Source organism: Aquimarina rubra (assembly GCF_042684305.1).
Lineage (GTDB): Bacteria > Bacteroidota > Bacteroidia > Flavobacteriales > Flavobacteriaceae > Aquimarina > Aquimarina rubra.
In genome coordinates, this window is the sequence record NZ_JBHULE010000019.1 from 2,151,682 (window position 1) to 2,172,545 (window position 20,864).

Below are 20,864 nucleotides of genomic sequence, written 5' to 3' on the forward strand. Positions count from 1 at the left end.
TTAATTTTACAAAAAGATTCTGATGAAACCAGCAGAGGAGTATATTCTAAAACAACCAGAACCGTTTAAGTCTATGTTACTTCATTTACAAGTAATTATTGAAGCTACACTACCAGAAGTTGAGTTGTTGTTTAAATGGAGAGTACCTTTTTATTATGTAGGCAAAAGCCCTATTTGTTATCTAAATGTAACAAAAGGGTATGTAGATGTTGGTTTTTGGGGAGCTCAGTATTTTACAGATCATTTGGATAAATTAGAGGCAGACAAAAGAAAATATGTAAAATCTTTACGATATCATAAGCCAGAAGAAATTGAGGAAAACATTGTTGTATCAATTCTAAATCAAGCGTATACTTACAGAAACGAAAAGTTTATAACTAATTAATTGTTTATTTATTTATCTAAAGCATAATTAAATAGCTTCAATTGTTGGGATTGGATTCTCTGCTAAGGTTCTCCATTTTTTAGCTACCTCTCCGGCAGTTTCTTGTAGTTTTTTATTGGTACCGTCTTTAACCTGTTTTATGTAATCTTTTCTGTGTTTTTCGGCTTTGCTTTTGCATTTTTTTTCTAGCGCTTTTTCTCCACCTTCTCTACCTATGTCCTTAGAGTTTTTGCCGGTTTTTTTGTCAGCATAATAATAACTATAAGAACAAATTAAATCCCCAATACTGGATACAGTGCAATCTTTTTTAACCTTTAGTCCACCAATCTCCTTAGCTCTGGACTCCACAAGTTTAGGGATCACGGCGTCAACATGATTGGCATATTCCTTAGCTTTTTGGGATAATGTTTTCGCATAAGGAGAATTAGAAGGGTCTGTGAGATGATTAGGATCTTGTAGTGCTCTCTCTTGGAATAAAGCAATATGCGTACTTGCCGCAATTAAGAAGTTTCCTAATGCCGCATTTGCATAACGTGTATCCTGAAAAATAGACAGGATTTTAGTATACAATGTATGATTATAGAATTCTAGTTTGGATTGTAGAGTTTCTTTAGGTGTCTTAGGATCGTCAGCAAGATGCCTATACTCGCTCGAAATATAATCCAATACTCCGCTAAGTTCTGCATACGTGTCTGTAAGCGTTTTTTTATCTAACTCTTCAATGATAATTTTACGGATATTATCATAAATTACTTCCCAATCGGTATCACCACCATTTGGCCATACCATTGCAAGCAAGGCTGCTCCTAATATATTCAATGGAGGAGGAGCTGCTCCATTAAGTGAATCAAGCAAAACTTTCACTCCTTTGGTCCAATCTACATCTTGTGCGTAAGTTTGTCCTGATAAAAGAGATAAGTTTATTAAATCTGATGGCATTTCAATATCCGCTACAGAAATATCTTTTAGTTCCCCATTTTCAATAATCAAATCTGGTCTAAAAAAGTAGAGAGTAGATTTATTAGTCACTCGCTTTACAAAAGGAGTTCCTTTTTTGTAGTTTTTCCAATCTTCTACCAAGTAAGAAGCGGTTTGGCCATTCGGTATTATTTCTTCACCTATACCCAATGGTAAGATTGCATCAGTTTCTTGAAGAAAGCAATCAATCTGTTGTTTTAGTTTTTGTTGTATCTCCAGTCCGTTTGGAATATTTTCTGTAGTGGCAACCTTTGGTTCTGAGCTTGTTCTGCGTTCAGAAGAGAGTGTTTGTGCAATCTCTTTGATTTTTGAGGCTCTGATTTGATCATCGATGTTAGAAAAAGCGGTTGTTTTAAAATGCACGGTTTTGCATATTTTCTCGTTAATATAACCTTCGAGATTATCTTTATCACTTATAGTATTAAATACGATATGAACTTTGCTGGACATGGTGTTGTTTTTTGCTAAAAATTACCTTGAAAATGAAATGTTACAACATTGTTGCTTACTATAAATATACATTAATTTTATAGCTAATCTGTTGATTATCCGAATTAAATGATTTGTTTGATTTTTGAATTTATCAACACGTAAAGATTGAAAGTGGAAATCGATTTTTCTAACATTAGTTGAGAACTAATGTCTATAAATTATCATCCTTTGGGATGAATTCTATGTAAAATACTAACGAGGTATTTAACAGGAGTGTTAAATATCAATCGATTTTAAATAACTAATGTAGGCAGAATTGGGTAATTCAGGGAGAAGGAACTATAAGGTGTTTATAGTCTGTCTGATAGCAACCAAATTACTTAATAGTTTTTCTAAATATTGAAGGTCTAGCATATTCGCTCCGTCACTTTTTGCATTAGCAGGATCAAAATGTGTTTCCATAAAGAGTCCATCTACTCCGGTAACCACACCTGCTCGTGCAATCGTCTCTATCATGTCTGGTCTGCCACCGGTTACACCACTAGACTGATTAGGTTGTTGCAATGAATGTGTTACATCAAGAACTGTTGTAGCATATTCTCGCATAGTAGGTATTCCTCTAAAATCTACAATCATATCCTGGTATCCAAACATCGTTCCTCTGTCTGTGATCATCGCTAAGTCACTACCGCTATCTTTTACTTTTCTAACAGCATGTTGCATTGCTTCAGGACTCATAAATTGTCCTTTTTTTAAGTTAACGGTTTTTCCGGTTTTCGCAGCGGCTACGACCAAGTCTGTTTGTCTAACTAAAAATGCAGGAATTTGTAAAATGTCTACATACTCTGCCGCCATTGCAGCATCATCATTCTCGTGAATATCTGTTACGGTAGGAACTTCAAAAGTTTCTCCAACTTTACGTAAAATCTTTAATGCCTTTTCATTTCCAATGCCGGTGAAACTATCAATACGGCTACGATTTGCTTTCTTGAAAGAACCTTTAAATACATATGGAATTTTAAGCTTAGATGTGATTTCTACCACCTTTTCAGCAATTCGCAATGCCATTTCTTCTCCTTCAATCGCGCACGGTCCGGCTAGTAGGAAAAAATTATTAGCATCAAGATTCTTTAAGTTTTTGATCTTAGAAAGTTCCATATTGATATTTTAAGAACGCAAAGATACTTGTTTTAATAATTGAATGAAAAGATTATCCACCAAGAAGTTTAGTTATCAATGTAATGTATAGTGTTGTGTAGGCTTTTTCATTAGCTTGGATTATAGGCAAATAATCTTATTTATCCAGTATGATACTTAAAAATATACATAGCTTCAAAAGAGGGTTTTAAGTGTCTGATTTTGAGGGTTTTTTAATATTTTTAATTTAACATACAACCTATTAAAATATAACGTACATTTGCAGCCTTAAATTCAGGCGTATATGACTGCTATAAAAAACATTGCTATTATTGCTCACGTAGATCACGGTAAAACTACCTTGGTAGACAAAATTATGTATCACTGTCAATTGTTTCGTGAAAACGAAAATACAGGAGACTTGATTTTGGATAATAACGATCTAGAGCGCGAAAGAGGAATCACAATTACCTCTAAGAATGTTTCTGTTACTTATAAAGGAACAAAAATCAACATAATTGATACACCAGGTCACGCCGATTTCGGAGGAGAAGTGGAGCGTGTATTGAATATGGCTGATGGAGTGTTATTGTTGGTTGATGCTTTTGAAGGGCCGATGCCGCAAACACGTTTTGTACTACAAAAAGCAATTGATCTTGGTTTAAAGCCTTGTGTAGTTGTAAATAAAGTGGATAAAGAAAACTGTACTCCAGATGAGGTGCACGAAAAAGTTTTTGACTTAATGTTCGAATTAGGAGCAGAGGAGTGGCAGTTAGATTTCCCTACAGTATATGGTTCTGCTAAGAACAACTGGATGAGTGACGACTGGCAGAAAGAAACGGATAATATAGAACCATTATTAGATATGGTGATGGAACATATTCCTTCTCCTAAAGTTGAAGAAGGAACTTTACAGATGTTAATTACATCTTTAGATTTCTCTTCGTTTACCGGGCGTATCGCAATTGGTCGTTTACAAAGAGGAACATTGACTGAAGGAATGCAGGTTTCATTAGTGAAACGTGATGGAACCATCAAGAAATCCAAGATTAAAGAGCTTCATACTTTCGAAGGTTTGGGAAGAATGAAAGTAGATAAAGTAGAAGCTGGAGATATTTGTGCTTTAGTAGGTTTAGAAGGGTTCGAAATTGGAGATACCGTTGCTGATATCGAAAATCCAGAAGGATTAAAGACAATTGCAATTGATGAGCCTACAATGAGTATGTTATTTACTATTAACGATTCTCCGTTTTTTGGTAAGGACGGAAAGTTTGTTACTTCAAGGCATATTAAGGAAAGGTTAGAGAAAGAATTAGAGAAAAACTTAGCACTTAGAGTTAATGAGACAGATAGTGCTGATAAATTCTTAGTATTTGGTAGAGGTGTACTTCACTTATCTGTTCTGATCGAAACAATGCGTCGTGAAGGATATGAATTACAGATCGGACAACCACAGGTAATCATTAAAGAAATTGATGGTGTTAAGTGTGAGCCGATTGAAGAATTGACGATCGATTTACCAGAAAATGTATCTGGTAAGGCTGTAGAAATGGTAACTATGCGTAAAGGAGAAATGCTAAGCATGGAAGCTAAAGGCGATCGTATGGTCTGTGAATTTTTAGTTCCATCTAGAGGTATTATTGGATTACGTAACCAATTACTAACTGCAACCGCCGGTGAGGCGATTATGGCACACCGTTTTAAAGAATATCAACCGCTTAAAGGAGATATTCCTGGTCGTATTAATGGTTCATTAGTTTCTATGGAGAAAGGTTCTGCAATACCATACTCAATAGATAAATTACAAGATAGAGGTAAGTTTTTTGTAGATCCGGGAGAGGATATTTATGAAGGACAGGTGATCGGAGAGAATTCTCGTGGAGATGATATGGTTGTGAATATTACGAAGACAAAGAAGTTGAGTAATGTACGTTCATCCGGTGCAGATGATAAAGCAAAGATCGTTCCTGCAATTAAATTTTCTTTAGAAGAAGCTTTAGAATATATTCAGAAAGATGAGTATGTAGAGGTAACTCCTAATCATTTACGATTAAGAAAAGTATTCTTAACAGAAGTAGAACGTAAAAGAAATAAGATCGTATAATCTAATTTTTGATTTATATACAAATAAAAAACCCCGAGGAAACTCGGGATTTTTTTGTCAAATTTTTGGGGTAATTATGGTTTTGGGATCAATTCGTTTTTGAGGGGTAAATTGTTTATTCTTAGTGTTTTTTACCTTGGGCAAATGTAATTACTCAAACCTATTGAAAACTTGTAAAATCTTTTAAAATATCGGTAAAAAACATTTTTTATCGACAAAATACATTTATTTGTGCTTTCTGATCAAAATTTTATAATAGAACTATTGGGGTATTTCGCATCATTTATGGTGCTTGTATCCTTTCTAATGCGTGACATCAAAAACTTCGTCTAATAAATATTGTGGGGTGTATGGCTTTTGTAATTTATGGGGTGCTACTCAATTGGTTGTTACCAATAATCGTTACTAACACAGCAATTGCAGGTATAAATTTTTATTACCTTTTTTTTTTTAGAAAATGGGCGTAACCCATATCTCAAAAATTAAAAGTAAGGTTTATATTCCATATACTCAAACAAATTAGCTATTTTCACTTTCATAAATTAGTATTTTGCCAACGTATACGATTAAGAAATATCATAAGGATGATTGCTCTATATGGAATAGTTTTATAGATGATTCCAAAAACGGAACATTCCTTTTTCATAGAGACTTTATGGAATATCATTCGGATAGATTCGAGGATTTTTCTCTATTGGTCTATAATCAAGCGAAATTAGTAGCGGTTTTTCCGGCAAATATTAAGAATACAGAAATACACTCTCATCAAGGATTAACCTATGGGGGCTTGATATTAAAGAAGAGTATCGGTGGAGAGAAGATAAGAAATGTGCTTTCTGCGATTATGGAGTTTCTCCGTTCTCACCAAATCGGTGATTTATACATTAAGTCTATTCCGGTTTTTTATCATCAAAAACCATCTAATGAACTTGTTTTTTTCTTATCAGAATATGGCGCAGAACTTTATCGTCGAGACCTCAATTTAGCGATAGATTATAGTTTGCCTACTTCTATTCATAAAAGTAAATTGAAGCATTACGAAAAAAGAAAAAACATAGGTTTTGTCGTAGAGGAAGTGGACGATTTTTCTGAATTCTGGAATGAGGTGTTAATTCCGAGATTAGAAGAAAAACATGATACGAAACCAGTGCACACGCTAGAAGAGATACATACACTTAAAAAGAATTTTTCCGAAAGTATAGAACAATTTGTTATTCGTTTGGATAATGAAATTTTAGCAGGAATCACTGTTTTTAAAACTAAAGAGGTTGTAAAATCTCAATACGGTGCTGTTACTAATAAAGGAGAAAAACATAGAGCACTTGATTTTCTTTTTATATGCCTAATTAATAAATATAGAAAAGAGGGATATAAATTCTTTGATATGGGTACAGTAACTGAGAGTAATTTTGGATTACTGAAGCAAAAAGAAGAATTAGGTTGTGAAATTTATACACAGGATTTTTATAAGTTGAATTTAAAATTAAGTGATTTATGAAAGTTCCATTTCTAGATCTAAAGCGCATTAATGCTCCTTATAAAAAACAGTTGGAAGAGGCTTTTGGTGATGTTTTACATTCAGGACAGTATATATTAGGACAAAATGTAGAATCTTTTGAAAATGCTTTTGCACAGTATTGTGGTGCTAAGTATTGCATAGGAACCGGAAACGGATTAGATGCACTTACATTAGTACTTAAGGGATATATAGAGCTGGGTAAACTAAAAGAAGGAGATAAAGTAATTGTGGCGGCCAATACTTTTATAGCAACAATCTTATCTATAAAGCATGCAGGACTAGAGCCTGTGTTAGTGGAACCAGACGAAAAAACGTTTACAATTTGCCCAAATACAATTTCTGAAGCACTGACAACAGATGTTAAAGCTGTGGTTGTAACCCATCTTTATGGGCAGTTAGCAAATGTGGAAAAAATCAAGCAAATAACATCTCGAAATAATTTAATTTTAATTGATGATGCTGCTCAAGCTCACGGTGCCATAGATCATGTAGGTAAAAAAGCGGGAAACTTGGTAGATGCAACAATATTCAGCTTTTATCCTACCAAAAACCTAGGCTGCCTTGGTGACGGCGGAGCTGTTACTACAAATGATAACGCTCTAGCTATACTTATTCAAAAATTAAGAAATTATGGAAAAGTCAATAAATATGAACACCAACTTATTGGTTATAATTCCAGACTTGATGAATTACAAGCAGCTTTTTTAAGTGAGAAATTGACAGATTTGGATAAGGCCAATGCATTAAGAAGACAAATAGCAAGCGCATATATTGATGGTATTCATAATGATCTAGTTAGACCTCCTTTTTGGGATGGGACCTGTAATCATGTTTTTCATCTTTTTGTTGTAAGAGTTCAGCAGCGTGAAAAGTTTTGCAAGTATTTGGAGAGAAATCATATCGGATATTTGTTGCATTACCCTATTGCACCCCATCAACAGCAAGCGTCTCTGGTGAATCAAAAAAATCGGTTTAAAATTACCGAAAGAATAAGTGAAGAGGTAGTTTCTTTACCTATGTTTCCAGGTCTAACTGCAGACGAGATTCAATATGTAATTCAAAAGATTAACCAATGGACATCCTGATAAAATCATTTAATCGTCCTTATTATCTGGATAGATGCATACAGAGTATTAAAAAATATCTAAAAAACTCTACGGTTAATATAAAAGTACTAGATGATGGTACTCCTAAAAAATATCTGGATTATTTAGAACAAAAACATCCTGAAATTGATATAGCATTTTCTTCTAATTATCAGGAAAAATCAGCTTTTTGTGAAGGAGGTATTAAACCTTATAAATGGAATATTCCTATTGATTTTTGGGTTGAAGAGGTAAAAAAATCATCTGAATATTTCTTTTTACTAGAAGACGATAATTGGTTTGTGAAACCTATGGATATTTCTGAATTGAGTAACTTGCTAGTATCAGAGTCTACTTTGTTTTTGAAGTTGTTTTGGTTGGGGAATCCTGATTTAGTTTCTACTGAGTTTATTGAGCAGAAGAATGGAGTTTGTTTTTATGAACCAAAATTGTTTTCTAAACAGCCCTGGGTATATAACATGGTTTTTTATGGGTTTAATAATAGGTATTTTAGAAAAATCTTGAAACTTTTAAAAACCCCAAATTTTGAAAAGCATCTTCCTTACTATACTATTTATGCAGTTGCAGGAGCGGTTTTTAAAAGAGATTATTTTCTTTCTCTTTGGGATAATCATCAAAGTATTGTTGACGAAAGGTTGCAAATTTATAATGCGCTGAAGTATATTAAAAAAGAACATAAAAAAGTTACCTTTGCCAATACTCCTTCAGAAATGTTAAAAACAGGTTTTGTTTCTTCAGCCACCAACAATAACTATGAGCAGTCTACTCATACTGATGTTTTTGATATGTTTACCTTTAATAAAATTCTTAATGAGGCCTGGTATAATGGTGTGTTTGACGTTTCTAGAGATTTAACAAAAGATATTCAGCCTTCACAAATAAAAAGTGTTTTGTCTAGCTCCGATGTTTCGTTTACCAAATGGCAAACTTGGAGTAATAATTTTAAAGAACACTATACTTCTTTTGGGTGTAAAATTGATTAATATGAATTCATCCAAAGAAAAGATAGATACCTCTCATAAAACTATCCTGAAAACCTTAACGCTTTTTGGTTCTACTCATGTTTTTAATATGCTGTTAAATGTCCTTACTGTAAAATTTACAGCTATTTTTTTAGGGGCATCAGGATTAGGAGTTCTGGGTTTAATTAAAAATACATTAGAAATAATTAGATCAATTTCTAGTTTTGGATTAAATCTTGTTGCTGTTCGCGAAATTTCTTCGATAGATTCTAATGATAATCATGATAAGATTGAAACCTTATATGTTATTAGAAAAATAGCGTTCTATACGGGACTTTTTGGAGCAGTATTAAGTATTATTCTTAGTGGTGTCCTGAGTAAGTGGACGTTTGAATCTTCTAATAATTACATTTGGTTTATAGGGCTCTCTGGTTATTATATTATAGTTAATATGATAACCTATAGAGAATCAATCTTACAGGGATATAGGTTAATGCGCAAAATTGTAATAGTTAATATGATATCTAGTGCATTTATTGCTCTAATCACCGTACTACTATACTTTTTGTTAGGGATAAATGGAATAGTTCCCGTTATCGTACTTGGTAGTTTTATTAAATGGATGATCAGTTGGTATTATACAAGAACTTTTACCACGGGTACATTCAAAATGGAGAGAAAGGTTTTATGGAAAAAAATGAAACCTTTATTATCCTTAGGCTTATTATTATCGATAAATGTAATACTTGGAAAATTATGCTCTTATGTAATAAAAGTTTATTTAAATACTACAGAAGACTCATCAGTTTTAGGGTATTATGAGGCGGGTATTATTATTCTAATTTCCTATTTGGGTATTATTTTCTCCACAATGACTATTGATTTTTATCCGCGTTTAACTGCTATTAAGGAAGACCATAACGCATTGAGAAAATTTGTTAATAATCAGATAGAAATCGCCGTTTTGATTGTTACACCGGCAATTCTTCTTTTTTACTGGCTTGATGAATGGCTAATTCAAATTTTATATACTAAAGATCTTTTGCAAGTTGTGGAGATACTTAAAATAGGATTGCTGTCAGTGTTGATTAGGGCAGTTATATGGCCCTTGGGCTTTGTATTGCTAGCAAAAGGCGATCGGAAATATTATTTTTTCTCAGAAGTTTTAGGAGATTTTTTAAATGTTGTAGTTACGGTTGTATTTTATGAGCATTATGGGTTATTAGGTATCGGTGCTGCTTTAGGGTTAAATTATTTGATATATGGAGTTATTGTATATTTTTATATACATAAACAATATAAATTTAATATGATATCTTCAGCCAGAACTGTTATTGTTTCTTTTATTCTTGGAGGGTTAGGGTGTTTTCTTAAATTAGACCCCAATTTTTCATATTCGCATTGGGGTTCTTTGGTAATTTTTGCTATTTCCATCTTATATTCAGGTTATTTGTTAAATAAAAGAATTAATTTTTTTGATTTTGTGCGAAGTAAGCTGTAATTAGTTAATAAAATTAGTAATGTTTTGTTTATTATCTTTTTTGAATTAGGGCGAGTGGTATTATTTACAAAATTTCATCTCATATGAGTAATAGAAAATATTTAGTTTTCCATACCCTTGTAATATTGTTACTTCTTATCATTATTGCGGATAATTTGTTCTCTCAGGGCATGTTTATGGATGGATCTATTTATGCTACTATTTCTAAAAATCTATCAAATAATATAGGCACATTTTGGTATCCTCATTTTACAGAAACAATTGCTCCCCAATTTCACGGGCATCCTCCACTCGCACTAGGATTGCAGAGCATTTTTTTTAATATTTTCGGAGATAGTATTTTTGTAGAGCGTTTTTATGGACTAGGGATTCATATGTTGGTTCTTTTATGTATTGTAGCAATTTGGAAAGAAATTGGGAATGATAAAAGTACTTCTTGGGTTCCTATTTTATTGTGGTTTTCAATTTATGCTGTAAGATGGGCTGTATCTAACAATGTTTTAGAAAATACAATGATGTTGTTTGTCTGTCTATCGATAGTATTCTATCTAAAAAGCCAGAAAAAACATCGTTACTTTTTTATAATATTATCAGGTTTGGTATTATCTGCAGGGGTTCTAAGCAAAGGATTGACTTGTCTTTATTGTTGGGTTTTTCCTTTTTGGATTGGAGTTTTTAAAAATGATTTAAAGTTTAAAGACATTGTAAGAGATACGATAGTTTTGGTAAGTGTTACAATTTTGCCCATACTTTTATTATATCTTTTATCTAGTGAAGCAGCTGATAGTCTCACCAAATATGTAGAAATTCAGATAATAAATAGTTTGAACAATGAGATTACTGTAGATAGTCGTTTTCACATAATAAAATCTTTTATTGTTGCAATTCGTGAGCCAATAATTGTCTTTGTTTCGTTACTGCTATTTGTAAGACTATTCGTTTCAAAAATTCATTTTTCCAGAAAACAAATACGAAAATCTCTTCCCTTTTTAGTGGTATCTTTTTTTGGAGTATTTCCTATTATGATTAGTCTTAAGCAAAGTTATATCTACATTATTACTGTGTATCCAATCTTTTCAATTGGATTAGCTTCAATGATGGAACCTTCATTTTTAAAAATGATGGAGTATGTGAATACAAAAAAGAAACTTTTTAATGGTATACTGCTAGCTAGCACTTGTGCCTTGATCCTTGCTATATTTCAAATAAATAAAAATTTTGGAGCGATTAATAGCGATATTAATATAGTTAAGGATGTGCAGGAAATTATAAAAGTTGTGCCTGTAAACTCTACAATAAGTATTTCTCCTAATCTTTATAATCAGTGGCCTTTACACGGATATTTTGCCAGATATGCCAATATTAGTCTGGATGCTGATATCCAAAAAGTTCATAGTTATTTCTTAACGCAGGATGACATTGTTTTGAATAACATATCTAAAAAGTATGATGAGTTGGAATTATCCTTAGAGAATTATCGATTGTTTAGATTGAAACCGAAGTAAACTTTAAAAATTTAGTTTTGAAATACAGAAAACAATATTTAAAGGATAAAGGAAAATTAAAGTTTTTTGTAACTAGTTTTAATTCATGAATTATTCTGTTTGATAAAGCCTTTTTTTCAACATCCGTCTTTACTAGATTAAAAGCTTTCTTACAAACCAAATAGGTTGAATAATCCATGTTTCTTTGTTGTTTTCCTCCATACTTGAATGACGAACTAAGTGAGTTTTTTAGAACTCGTTTTTTTATAGCAACCGAATCAAGATATATATAATCAAAGTTTCTGGAAGATCTAATCCAAAAATCAAAATCCTCATACGCTAATGATTCATCGTAACCACATAATTGATCCATGACTGCTTTTTTTGTCATCATTCCCACCGGGTTGATATAATAAGAATCCAATAAAGATGCAAACAAATCTCCTTCCTTTGGTTTTTTTATAGCTTCTCTTTTTGTATTTATTTCAAAATGATATCCGATGTGATTACTATCTTCATCAATTAATTCTACATTACAAAAAGAAATACCCGGATTTGAAGTTTTTTTGATATAAAAATTGTTTAAGTGTGTCTCAATAAAATTCGGTAACAAAACATCATCTGTCGCTAAATCGATGATGTAGGTTCCTTTTGCTTTTTTTAAGGCTTGATTAAAAGAATATGTGTTGCCTAAATTTTGTTTATTCTCAATGAAAATAACATTAGGATTCTTTTTAATCCAGTTATGAATAACTCTTGCCGAATTATCTGAGCTAAAATCATCAACGATAATTATTTCTATATTGGAATGGGTTTGATTAATAACAGAATCTAAGCATTCTTCAATGTATCTTTCGTGATTGTAACAAAGGCATATTACGGACACTAACTTAGAATTATGCATTTTTTTAAGTAATAGTTATTAAAAACAAGATAAAAGAAAAAATATGGTTTTAACAAAAATTAAAACTTATTATTGCTATTTATTTGCATATGAATTTACCAAAAGATAATCAGGAGGTATCTGTTGATTTTGAGATATTGATTTCTACAATGTTTCGGACTACTTTACAATTTCTTGAAGATATGTTTGAAAAAAGGGATGATTATAAAAATTATAATATCCTTATTGTTAATCAAACAGATCGTAATAAAATTTTGGTTTCTTCTTTGCAGAATATAAGAGTTATTAACTCTTTCGAACGAGGTACTACGAAAAGCAGAAATCTTGCATTAAAAAATGCCATTGGAAATGTTTGCTTAATGGCAGATGACGATACAAAATACGTTTCTAACATCAAGAATATCATCATAGAGAGCCATCAAAAATATCCAGACATGGGTTTTATTTCTTTTGAAGCTGTAGATGAACAACTAAACCCTTTTACGGTGTATCCAAAAACGGGATTACATTCTAAAAAAACATTACAATCAATTTACACATTGGTAATAACATTTAAAAGAACGAAAATACTAGAAGCTAATGTCTTATACAATGAGTATTTTGGACTGAATACCATTTTCAATACTGGCGAGGAGTATGTGTTTTTAAGAGGAGCATATGATAAAGGGGTCAAAATTTTTCATGTACCTATCGTTATTGTTTCTCATCCTAAAGAAACTTCGGGAAAATTACAAGGAAATGATGATATAATTTTTTCTCGAAGTGCTGTTAAATATAGGTATACCGGGTTTTTTACATATTTGTGGTTGGTAAAATATATATTCTTTTTAGTTCGTAAAAAATATATATCTGTACGAGAAGTCCCGCATAAGTTTTTACAAGGTATCAAAGGGATCCAAAAGTATAAGGAGCTAAAGGCTAGTGATAAAATTTAAAGATATATGGAAATTGAGATCATAGAAATTCCTAAAATAAAAGATTTACGTGGAAATATTGCAGTAATAGAGAATGATGTGATTCCATTTACTACCAAACGAGTGTATTATTTGTATGATGTGCCCAGTGATGCTACACGAGGAGGACATGCACACATTGAGTTATCACAGTTTTTGATTCCGTTAAGCGGCAGTTTTGATGTGATTTTACACGATGGTAAAGAACAACAAAAAGTAACCTTAAATAAACCGGATAAAGGTCTTCTAATCAAGCCCGGAATTTGGCGAGAATTAGAAAATTTTTCATCTGGAGCGATTTGTTTGGTATTGGCTTCAGAAGTTTATCAAGAAGATGATTATATCAGAGACTTTGATAAATTTGTCTTATTTAAAACTAGATAAATGAATTCCAAAAAAATCGGTAATCGTGATTTGAATTTTTTTTAAGATTATTAAAATAACTCTTGGTTGTCTAATTAGAAATCGATGTTTCCAACTAAGGTTTTTATAATCGATGTTGTTAGAATACTTTTTGGCAGTACCAAAATCTCCAGCCGCTCTGTATTGCAAGGCAATTGAGTGTCTATTGGAGTCAAGATATTTTTTTAATGATGGATTCGTTAGCTCCTCCTTCTTAAACTTAGAAAAGTTTAAGAATTTTTTTTCTGCAACTTGTACTTGTTTGGATCTATTACTGGCATCTAGATTATGAACAGCAGTAATGTAAGTGGCAAAAGCAACTTTGTGTTTTAGCGCAATACGAATCCATAAATCAGTATCTTCTCCATGTGTTATCTTTGGGTCAAACCCGTTTAATGATATAAGTACATTTTTGGGCACAGCAGATACAGAAGAAGAGGCAATAGAATCAATACTGCTTGATTCGAAAAAATCATCAAGAATTTTAAAAGATTTACTAGTCGCACTAACATTTTTAAAGCTGGCTACAAGAACAGATTTCTGGTTAAATCTTTTTTCATAAGAAGTACTGTATAATCCAGCGTTTGGAAATTTTTTGAATAATCTAGATAGTATTTCAAGATGATTGGGATACCAAAAATCATCCGCATCCAGAAAGGCTATAAGTTTTCCGTTTGATTTTTCTATCCCCAAGTTTCGAGTATTAGAAACACCAGTGTTCTCTGTATAAAAATAGTGTATCCTATTATCATTAAATCTTTTCACAATTTTCTCACTACCATCAGTCGAACCATCATTTATAATGATTAATTCATAATCAGTAAAAATTTGATCAAGTGCAGACTGTATAGTATTAGCAATATGCTTTTCTTTATTATATAGAGGAATAATGATGGAAAAGAGAGGCATATAATTATTTTTGAATTTTGATAAAATAATACAAACGATACAAATCAAAAAGAAATATGCTTGGTCTATCTGATTTTATATTAGTAACAATACGGTTTTCAAATTTTTTAATCAACAAAAAAAACAAACCAGAAGTACAGGTTTTTTTGAGAACCGTATAAGCTCTTTGTATAGGTCTATAGTTTTTAGGAATCTTTAATTCTTTTTGAAGGAACAGGGTTGTTTCTATGGAAAGCATTGATTTTGTTACAAAGGAAGAATTTTTTTCAAGTCCCAAATGTATAGTAGGGTTGTCAATATGTAAAATCTTAGCTTCTCTTTGTTCTAGTCGATAAGAGAAATAAATATCTAATCCATATCTGTTTAAATCAATCTCTTTTAAAACTTCTAAACACATATTTTTCTGAATAAGAAAATTTTGAGAAATAATAGAAGTATAGGTGTTTTTATTTCTTTTGTCTACACTGTTTATTTCTTTTTTTCTACCATATAACCATCTAAGTTTTATGTCCGCATTGGGTTCATCGGATTGATAATCAACACCGCCAAAAATAATATCAACATTAGCATTGATGTTTTTTAGGAGATTTCTTATAAAATCTTTTCGTTTCGGTATTACATCAGCATCTAGAAATAATAACCAATCGTATCTTGCCATCTTTGCTAAATTCAATCTGGTAGCTGTTCTTCCAAGATTGTTGGATTGAATGATATAAGAACAGTTGGGGATCACTTCTAGTTGATTAGCATTGATCAATTCAGGTTTTGTCGAACAATCATCAAGAATAATAATTTCATAAGCACAATCTAATGTTTTTAGTTGATCAGTGAGTTCGTGTATTAGGGGAGTTACATCATAATTATAAACAGGAATTAAAATTGATAACATTTATGGATGTTTTACTAGAAGTTTATAATTATTTTTAGGACAAATTTGTAATTGAATCGATGAACCACCCAAGTAGAGATAAAATTGCCGATCTTATTTTTTTAAAACTCAAAGATAATGAAGAAGTTTTAAAGAGTCACTTTGATCATACGCGTGAAGGTATTGGTTTTTTTTATTTGGATGACTTGCTACCGAATGAATTGGCTGAAGAAATTTTTAAAAAGTTTCCTGAGATAAAAGACACAAAGGTTAAGAAGAGCATAAGAGAATACAAATATGTAGCTGCTCAAATGGACAAGTATCATCCTTTATTAGAGGAGGTTATTTACGCTTTTCAGGATAAGAGAATTGTTGATCTTATAGCTAGGATATGCAGTTATAGAAATGTTAAACCTGATGAAGACCTGTATGCGGGTGGAATTTCTATGATGGGCAAAGGAAATTATTTAAATCCTCATTTAGATAATTCTCATGATAAAGATGTAAAACTTTGGCGTGTACTTAATTTATTATATTATGTGACACCGGATTGGATACCTGAAAATGGTGGAAATCTAGAATTATGGCCAAAAGGATTAAAAACTGAACCCTTATCAATAAACTCGAAATTTAATAGGTTGGTGGTGATGACAACTCATAAAAATTCGTGGCATTCTGTTAGTAAGGTTAGGGTTGAAGGGGTGCGTTGCTGCGTTTCTAATTATTATTTTTCTTCGGAGCCTTTAGATGCTAAGAAATCTTTTCATGTGACTACATTTAGAGGTAGACCTGGCCAATATTTTAAAAATCAAATTCTAAAGCTGGATTCGTTCTTACGAATGGGAGTGAGAAAAATATTCAAAAAAGGGATTCGAGAAAACCCGCATGTATATAAGAAAGATGACTCTTAAACGATTATTCATTTTTTTTGTTTAGATATACTCCAAAAACAAAATCACTAGGGTTGTTTTTTAAGTACTCATCTTCAAATTCAAAAAGCCGATTAAGTACTTTTTCTTTTTCCTCATCCAATTCCATAAAGTGATGCGCTAAATCTTTAAGAACATTTGCTAATATATTACCACCGTATGAAGCTTCATACAATATTTGGTAATTGTTATGAATTGAAGGTGTGATTTGTGAAGATTCTACACATTCTGAAGGGTCCGCAAGGATCATTCTAATAATACCGGAACCATAAACTTTGTTCTTGTATAAATCCAATTTAAATCTTTTTCTATAAGGTTTTGGAATTAAATGAAGAGCTTCGTTTATTTTGGTTATTTGATGTTTAGGAAATTGTAATCGATCAGGCCCAACAAATTCATCAATAATTAATTTCCCATTGTTTTTTAATGTATTTTTTAATTGCTCTCTTAAAAGTTGATCGATGTCTTTGAAGTGATGTAGAGATGCGTGAAAATAAACAATATCAAAATAATTTTCCGGAAATTCATAATCATATAAATTTTTAACTTTAAAGAAAATATTTTTTAGATTTTCTTCTGATGCTTTGATACTTGCTTGTTTGAGTAGGCGGTCGCTAATATCAATGCATAGTATTTCTTCAAAATTATGATATGTAGCAAAAGCAAGTTCGTGGGTACACAAGCCACTACCTAGAGAAAGCATTTTTAGGTTTTTGTCTTCTCTAAAAAAACGTTTCATTACAAATTCTTCTGGTTCTGTATTAGGGTTTCCGGTTATTATTGTATTCCATCTTTTTCTAACTTTAGGAATGTTCCACCAATTAGATGATTGCTTGTTTAACTCGTTAAAAGCACTTTTGGTTCTTTTTGTATTATTTAGATTAAGTTTGGATACAATAAATGGCAGTCCACGTTGTCTGAACTTGGTATAAGTTTCTATAATATCATCAAGAGTGATTAAACGCATTATCTTTACTATTTTAGATGTTACCCTTTTCGTTGTACTACTTCAAAAACTTTATTGCCTTCGCACTTCAATGTTTTTGATGGGTATTTAAGTAGTAAGGCGTAATCGTGAGTAGCCATTAAGATGGTGTTGCCATTTTTGTTAATGTCTTGCAGTACTTCCATAACCTCTACAGAAGTCTGTGGGTCCAGATTTCCGGTAGGTTCGTCTGCCAGGATTAATTCTGGATCATTGAGTAATGCTCTAGCAATGGCGATACGTTGCTGTTCTCCACCGGATAGTTGATACGGAAATTTAAAATCTTTTGTTTTCATACCTACTTTATCCAATACATCTTCAATCTTACTGTCCATTGCTTTTTGATCTGTCCAACCGGTAGCCTTCAAAACAAATAGTAAATTATCCTTTACCGTTCTGTCATTTAGTAATTTAAAATCCTGAAATACAATCCCTAGTTTTCTTCTTAGAAAAGGAATTTGATTTTCCTTTAGTACAGCTAAATCAAAATCTACAATGCTGCCTTCTCCTTCTATCAATGGAATGTCGCCATAAAGCGTTTTCATAAAACTACTTTTTCCGGTACCTGTTTTTCCTATTAGGTATACAAAATCACCTTTGTTAACTTCTACGTTAACATCCGACAGGATTAAATTTTCTCGTTGGTAAATTGAAGCGTTTTTAAGGCTTAAAACCGGATCCGACATAGTATGAAATTCTGAGTTTATTAATTTTAGTAAAAGTAAAAAGTTTAAGCTACAATGTATTTATTAAAAATGTTTTTTTATCCACGTTGATTTTAAGTATTTTTCCAAAGAATTCATATCACCATACATTTTGCAATTTAATACTGTTGATTTTGCGTTATTTTTTCCAATCGTTTTTGTGTTGTATTGGTTTGTATTCAACAGCTCCATTAAAATTCAAAATGTTTTTCTTCTTATAGTTAGTTACCTGTTTTATTCTTTTTGGGATTGGCGGTTTTTATCTTTAATTTTTTTAAGCTCGATTATTGATTTTATAGTCGGTAAACAATTGAAAACTACTTTAGGTATTAAGAGGAAGCTACTTTTGGGAGTGAGTCTATTCTTTAATCTAGGTGTTCTTTTTGTGTTTAAATACTTTAATTTTTTTATAGAAACGTTTACAGAGGTCTTTTTGTTATTCGGCAGGCCCATATCTTACAGTTCCGCACAGCTTATTCTTCCTGTTGGGATAAGTTTTTACACCTTTCAGACATTGAGTTATACTATAGATGTATATCGAAAGAGAATCCAACCTACAGAAGATGTGGTTTCATTTTTTGCATTTGTTTCATTTTTTCCACAACTGGTAGCCGGACCTATAGAAAGAGCCTCGAATCTTTTACCACAGTTTCAGAAAAGTAGAATCTTTAATTATACCAAAAGTGTAGATGGATTGCGATTAATCTTGGGTGGCTTGTTTAAAAAAATGGTGATTGCAGATAACTGTGCGCTGATCGTCAATAATATTTTCGAAAATTATACAGATTATTCGGGTAGTACATTGTTTTGTGGAGCCATATTTTTTGGCTTTCAGATTTATGGAGATTTTTCAGGCTATTCAGATATTGCTATTGGTACTGCAAGATTACTAGGGTTTGACTTAATGAAAAATTTTAATTTTCCGTATTTATCAAAGAACCTTACAGAGTTTTGGAGGCGCTGGCATATTTCACTTTCTACCTGGTTTAGAGACTATGTGTATATACCTTTAGGAGGTAATAGAGTTTCAAATTCCAGATTGATCTTCAATGTCTTGGTTGTTTTCTTAGTAAGTGGTCTATGGCATGGTGCCAATCTTACTTTTTTGTTTTGGGGGTTAATTCATGGAATTGTATTGATAGTTACTGTTTTTGTTGGTAAGTATACAAAATTAGAAGCCTTACTTGAAACCCAAAAATCGATTTTTATTGATTTTTTAAGAATCGGAATTACTTTCTTTACAGTTACCATAGCCTGGGTGTTTTTTAGAGCAGAAACAATTACAGAAGCTTTTGGATATTTAGATCAAATCTTTTCGAAATCATTATTCTCAATGCCTCAAGGAAATAAAAAGTTTTTATTTTTTTTGATTTTATACATTTTTATCGAGTGGATTCAAAGAGATAGAAGCCATCTGTTAGACATATCCTATATAAAACTTAAGCCTATAAAATATCTTATTTATTATCTTACTGTTTTTATGATTTTTAATTTTGGTGCAGAGCTACAAACGTTTATTTATTTTCAATTTTGATGCAAAAGTTTCTGAAAAGAATATTGTTATTTTTGATACCCATAGTACTTGCTTGGGGTGCATTAGAATATTTTTATCGACATGTGGAATCAAACTATTCTTATAAGCATAAAATGGTTACCACCCATTATGATGAAATAGAAACTCTGGTACTGGGAGACTCTCACGCTTTTTTTGGTATTAACCCGGAATTCATAACTTCAGAAGCCTTCAATTTATCCCTTATAAGTCAATCCTTATACTTTGATGAATTACTTTTTAGTAAACATCAGGACAGTCTTAAAAACCTTAAGAATTTGGTGCTAACTATTGGTTATTATACTTTGAGTCAGCCCAAAAATGTGAAAGGTGATACGTGGCGTAAGTATTTTTATTATAATCAAATGGATATAAAAGCGCCTATTGTCTCTGATTTTGATATTAGAAAATACAGTTTGGCACTTTGCAGAAGATTTAGTTGGTCCACTGATCTACTTAGAAAATATATCCAAGATGGTACTATTGTTAGCTGTGATGAAAATGGATGGGGTAATTATTATATTGATAAGGGAAAGTTAACTTTACAAAAGCATGCTTTGCAAAGAGCAAAAGGTCACAAGGATGGTTTGATGGACTTTAGCCAAAATACTATAAAACTTCAATCTATAATTGACCGATGCAAGACGATAGGCTGCAAAGTTTATTTAGTTGAAATGCCAGTTCATAAAGATTACATTACTGCCTTGAATCCCGAAAAATGGAATAAAATTGAATCTGTCTGTAAGACACTAGAATCCAATAACAGGAATACCACTTACATCAATTTAAGAGAAGATTACAGATTAGAAGATTCAGATTTGTATGATGCAGATCATCTAAACCATAAAGGCGCAAAAAAATATACACAGATTATCAATGAAATTATATCTGATCCAAAAAATGGCTTCTGATGTAATTATCTCCAAAATATTTCGTTATTAAGATGAAGATTAGGGTATCTTTAACACAAAATTTATTCACGGGAAACGATATTTACTTTAAGAAAAATTGGTCAAGGGAAACCTTGAAATTTCTATTAAACCGGTATTC

Annotated in this window: 19 protein-coding genes; 12 read left to right on the forward strand and 7 right to left on the reverse strand. The window is 31.7% G+C overall.

Going from position 1 to position 20,864, the window contains the following annotated elements; translation table 11 throughout:
• Window positions 1–22 precede the first annotated feature (22 nt).
• On the forward strand, window positions 23–385 hold the full coding sequence (locus tag ACFSR1_RS18075) for a DUF1801 domain-containing protein (RefSeq protein WP_378294418.1): 363 nt from the start codon (window positions 23–25) through the stop codon (window positions 383–385).
• A gap of 27 nt (window positions 386–412) precedes the next feature.
• Here the strand turns inward: ACFSR1_RS18075 and ACFSR1_RS18080 are convergent, their stop codons facing one another.
• Together ACFSR1_RS18080 and kdsA are read right to left on the reverse strand one after the other, a co-directional pair.
• Window positions 413–1,813 (reverse strand): insecticidal delta-endotoxin Cry8Ea1 family protein, encoded by a 1,401-nt coding sequence (locus ACFSR1_RS18080; protein WP_378294419.1) that lies wholly within the window; start codon window positions 1,811–1,813, stop codon window positions 413–415.
• A 321-nt stretch (window positions 1,814–2,134) separates the two neighbouring features.
• Window positions 2,135–2,953: a 3-deoxy-8-phosphooctulonate synthase gene (gene kdsA, locus ACFSR1_RS18085; protein ID WP_378294420.1), complete on the reverse strand. Its 819-nt coding sequence runs from the start codon at window positions 2,951–2,953 to the stop codon at window positions 2,135–2,137.
• Between the two features lie 283 nt (window positions 2,954–3,236).
• Here kdsA and typA point away from each other — a divergent pair, with 283 nt between their 5' ends.
• The 6 genes from typA (at window position 3,237) to ACFSR1_RS18115 (ending at window position 11,629) form a co-directional block, all read left to right on the forward strand.
• The gene (typA, locus tag ACFSR1_RS18090; protein WP_378294421.1) at window positions 3,237–5,036 is read left to right on the forward strand and encodes a translational GTPase TypA; all 1,800 of its coding nucleotides are present in this window, start codon (window positions 3,237–3,239) and stop codon (window positions 5,034–5,036) included.
• 550 nt (window positions 5,037–5,586) lie between these two features.
• Window positions 5,587–6,534, forward strand: coding sequence for a GNAT family N-acetyltransferase (locus ACFSR1_RS18095; protein WP_378294422.1), 948 nt, complete (start codon window positions 5,587–5,589; stop codon window positions 6,532–6,534).
• Window positions 6,531–7,640 (forward strand): DegT/DnrJ/EryC1/StrS family aminotransferase, encoded by a 1,110-nt coding sequence (locus ACFSR1_RS18100; protein WP_378294423.1) that lies wholly within the window; start codon window positions 6,531–6,533, stop codon window positions 7,638–7,640. The genes ACFSR1_RS18095 and ACFSR1_RS18100 overlap by 4 nt, the downstream gene beginning before the upstream one ends.
• The gene (locus ACFSR1_RS18105; RefSeq protein WP_378294424.1) at window positions 7,628–8,644 is read left to right on the forward strand and encodes a hypothetical protein; all 1,017 of its coding nucleotides are present in this window, start codon (window positions 7,628–7,630) and stop codon (window positions 8,642–8,644) included. Before ACFSR1_RS18100 ends, ACFSR1_RS18105 begins: the two co-directional genes overlap by 13 nt.
• 1 nt (window position 8,645) lies before the next feature.
• Window positions 8,646–10,124 (forward strand): oligosaccharide flippase family protein, encoded by a 1,479-nt coding sequence (locus ACFSR1_RS18110; protein ID WP_378294425.1) that lies wholly within the window; start codon window positions 8,646–8,648, stop codon window positions 10,122–10,124.
• 83 nt (window positions 10,125–10,207) lie between these two features.
• Entirely contained in the window at window positions 10,208–11,629 is a 1,422-nt protein-coding gene (locus tag ACFSR1_RS18115; protein WP_378294426.1) for an ArnT family glycosyltransferase, read from the forward strand.
• On the opposite strand, the gene ACFSR1_RS18120 is transcribed toward ACFSR1_RS18115, so the two are convergent.
• Window positions 11,610–12,512, reverse strand: coding sequence for a glycosyltransferase family 2 protein (locus tag ACFSR1_RS18120; RefSeq protein ID WP_378294427.1), 903 nt, complete (start codon window positions 12,510–12,512; stop codon window positions 11,610–11,612). The two genes, ACFSR1_RS18115 and ACFSR1_RS18120, sit on opposite strands and share 20 nt — an antisense overlap.
• A gap of 89 nt (window positions 12,513–12,601) precedes the next feature.
• On the opposite strand from ACFSR1_RS18120, the gene ACFSR1_RS18125 reads away from it, so the two are divergent.
• Together ACFSR1_RS18125 and ACFSR1_RS18130 are read left to right on the forward strand one after the other, a co-directional pair.
• A complete protein-coding gene (locus ACFSR1_RS18125) occupies window positions 12,602–13,447 on the forward strand; it encodes a glycosyltransferase family A protein (RefSeq protein WP_378294428.1) in 846 nt (281 codons plus the stop codon).
• A gap of 6 nt (window positions 13,448–13,453) precedes the next feature.
• On the forward strand, window positions 13,454–13,849 hold the full coding sequence (locus tag ACFSR1_RS18130) for a sugar 3,4-ketoisomerase (protein WP_378294429.1): 396 nt from the start codon (window positions 13,454–13,456) through the stop codon (window positions 13,847–13,849).
• Here ACFSR1_RS18130 and ACFSR1_RS18135 read toward each other — a convergent pair.
• Both ACFSR1_RS18135 and ACFSR1_RS18140 read right to left on the reverse strand, forming a co-directional pair.
• Entirely contained in the window at window positions 13,832–14,776 is a 945-nt protein-coding gene (locus ACFSR1_RS18135) for a glycosyltransferase family 2 protein (RefSeq protein ID WP_378294430.1), read from the reverse strand. The genes ACFSR1_RS18130 and ACFSR1_RS18135 overlap by 18 nt on opposite strands.
• 4 nt (window positions 14,777–14,780) lie before the next feature.
• Complete coding sequence (locus ACFSR1_RS18140) at window positions 14,781–15,665, reverse strand: glycosyltransferase family 2 protein (RefSeq protein WP_378294431.1); 885 nt, start codon at window positions 15,663–15,665, stop codon at window positions 14,781–14,783.
• Between the two features lie 59 nt (window positions 15,666–15,724).
• Between ACFSR1_RS18140 and ACFSR1_RS18145 the strand changes: the two genes are divergently transcribed.
• On the forward strand, window positions 15,725–16,555 hold the full coding sequence (locus ACFSR1_RS18145) for a 2OG-Fe(II) oxygenase (RefSeq protein ID WP_378294432.1): 831 nt from the start codon (window positions 15,725–15,727) through the stop codon (window positions 16,553–16,555).
• A 4-nt stretch (window positions 16,556–16,559) separates the two neighbouring features.
• Here ACFSR1_RS18145 and ACFSR1_RS18150 read toward each other — a convergent pair whose 3' ends face one another.
• The gene (locus ACFSR1_RS18150; RefSeq protein WP_378294433.1) at window positions 16,560–17,540 is read right to left on the reverse strand and encodes a class I SAM-dependent methyltransferase; all 981 of its coding nucleotides are present in this window, start codon (window positions 17,538–17,540) and stop codon (window positions 16,560–16,562) included.
• Window positions 17,541–17,560: 20 nt separating this feature from the next.
• Entirely contained in the window at window positions 17,561–18,244 is a 684-nt protein-coding gene (locus ACFSR1_RS18155) for a cell division ATP-binding protein FtsE (protein WP_378294434.1), read from the reverse strand.
• Between the two features lie 328 nt (window positions 18,245–18,572).
• On the opposite strand from ACFSR1_RS18155, the gene ACFSR1_RS18160 reads away from it, so the two are divergent.
• Both ACFSR1_RS18160 and ACFSR1_RS18165 read left to right on the forward strand, forming a co-directional pair.
• Window positions 18,573–19,796: an MBOAT family O-acyltransferase gene (locus ACFSR1_RS18160; RefSeq protein ID WP_378294435.1), complete on the forward strand. Its 1,224-nt coding sequence runs from the start codon at window positions 18,573–18,575 to the stop codon at window positions 19,794–19,796.
• Window positions 19,797–19,828: 32 nt separating this feature from the next.
• A complete protein-coding gene (locus ACFSR1_RS18165; protein ID WP_378294436.1) occupies window positions 19,829–20,725 on the forward strand; it encodes a hypothetical protein in 897 nt (298 codons plus the stop codon).
• Window positions 20,726–20,864 lie beyond the last annotated feature (139 nt).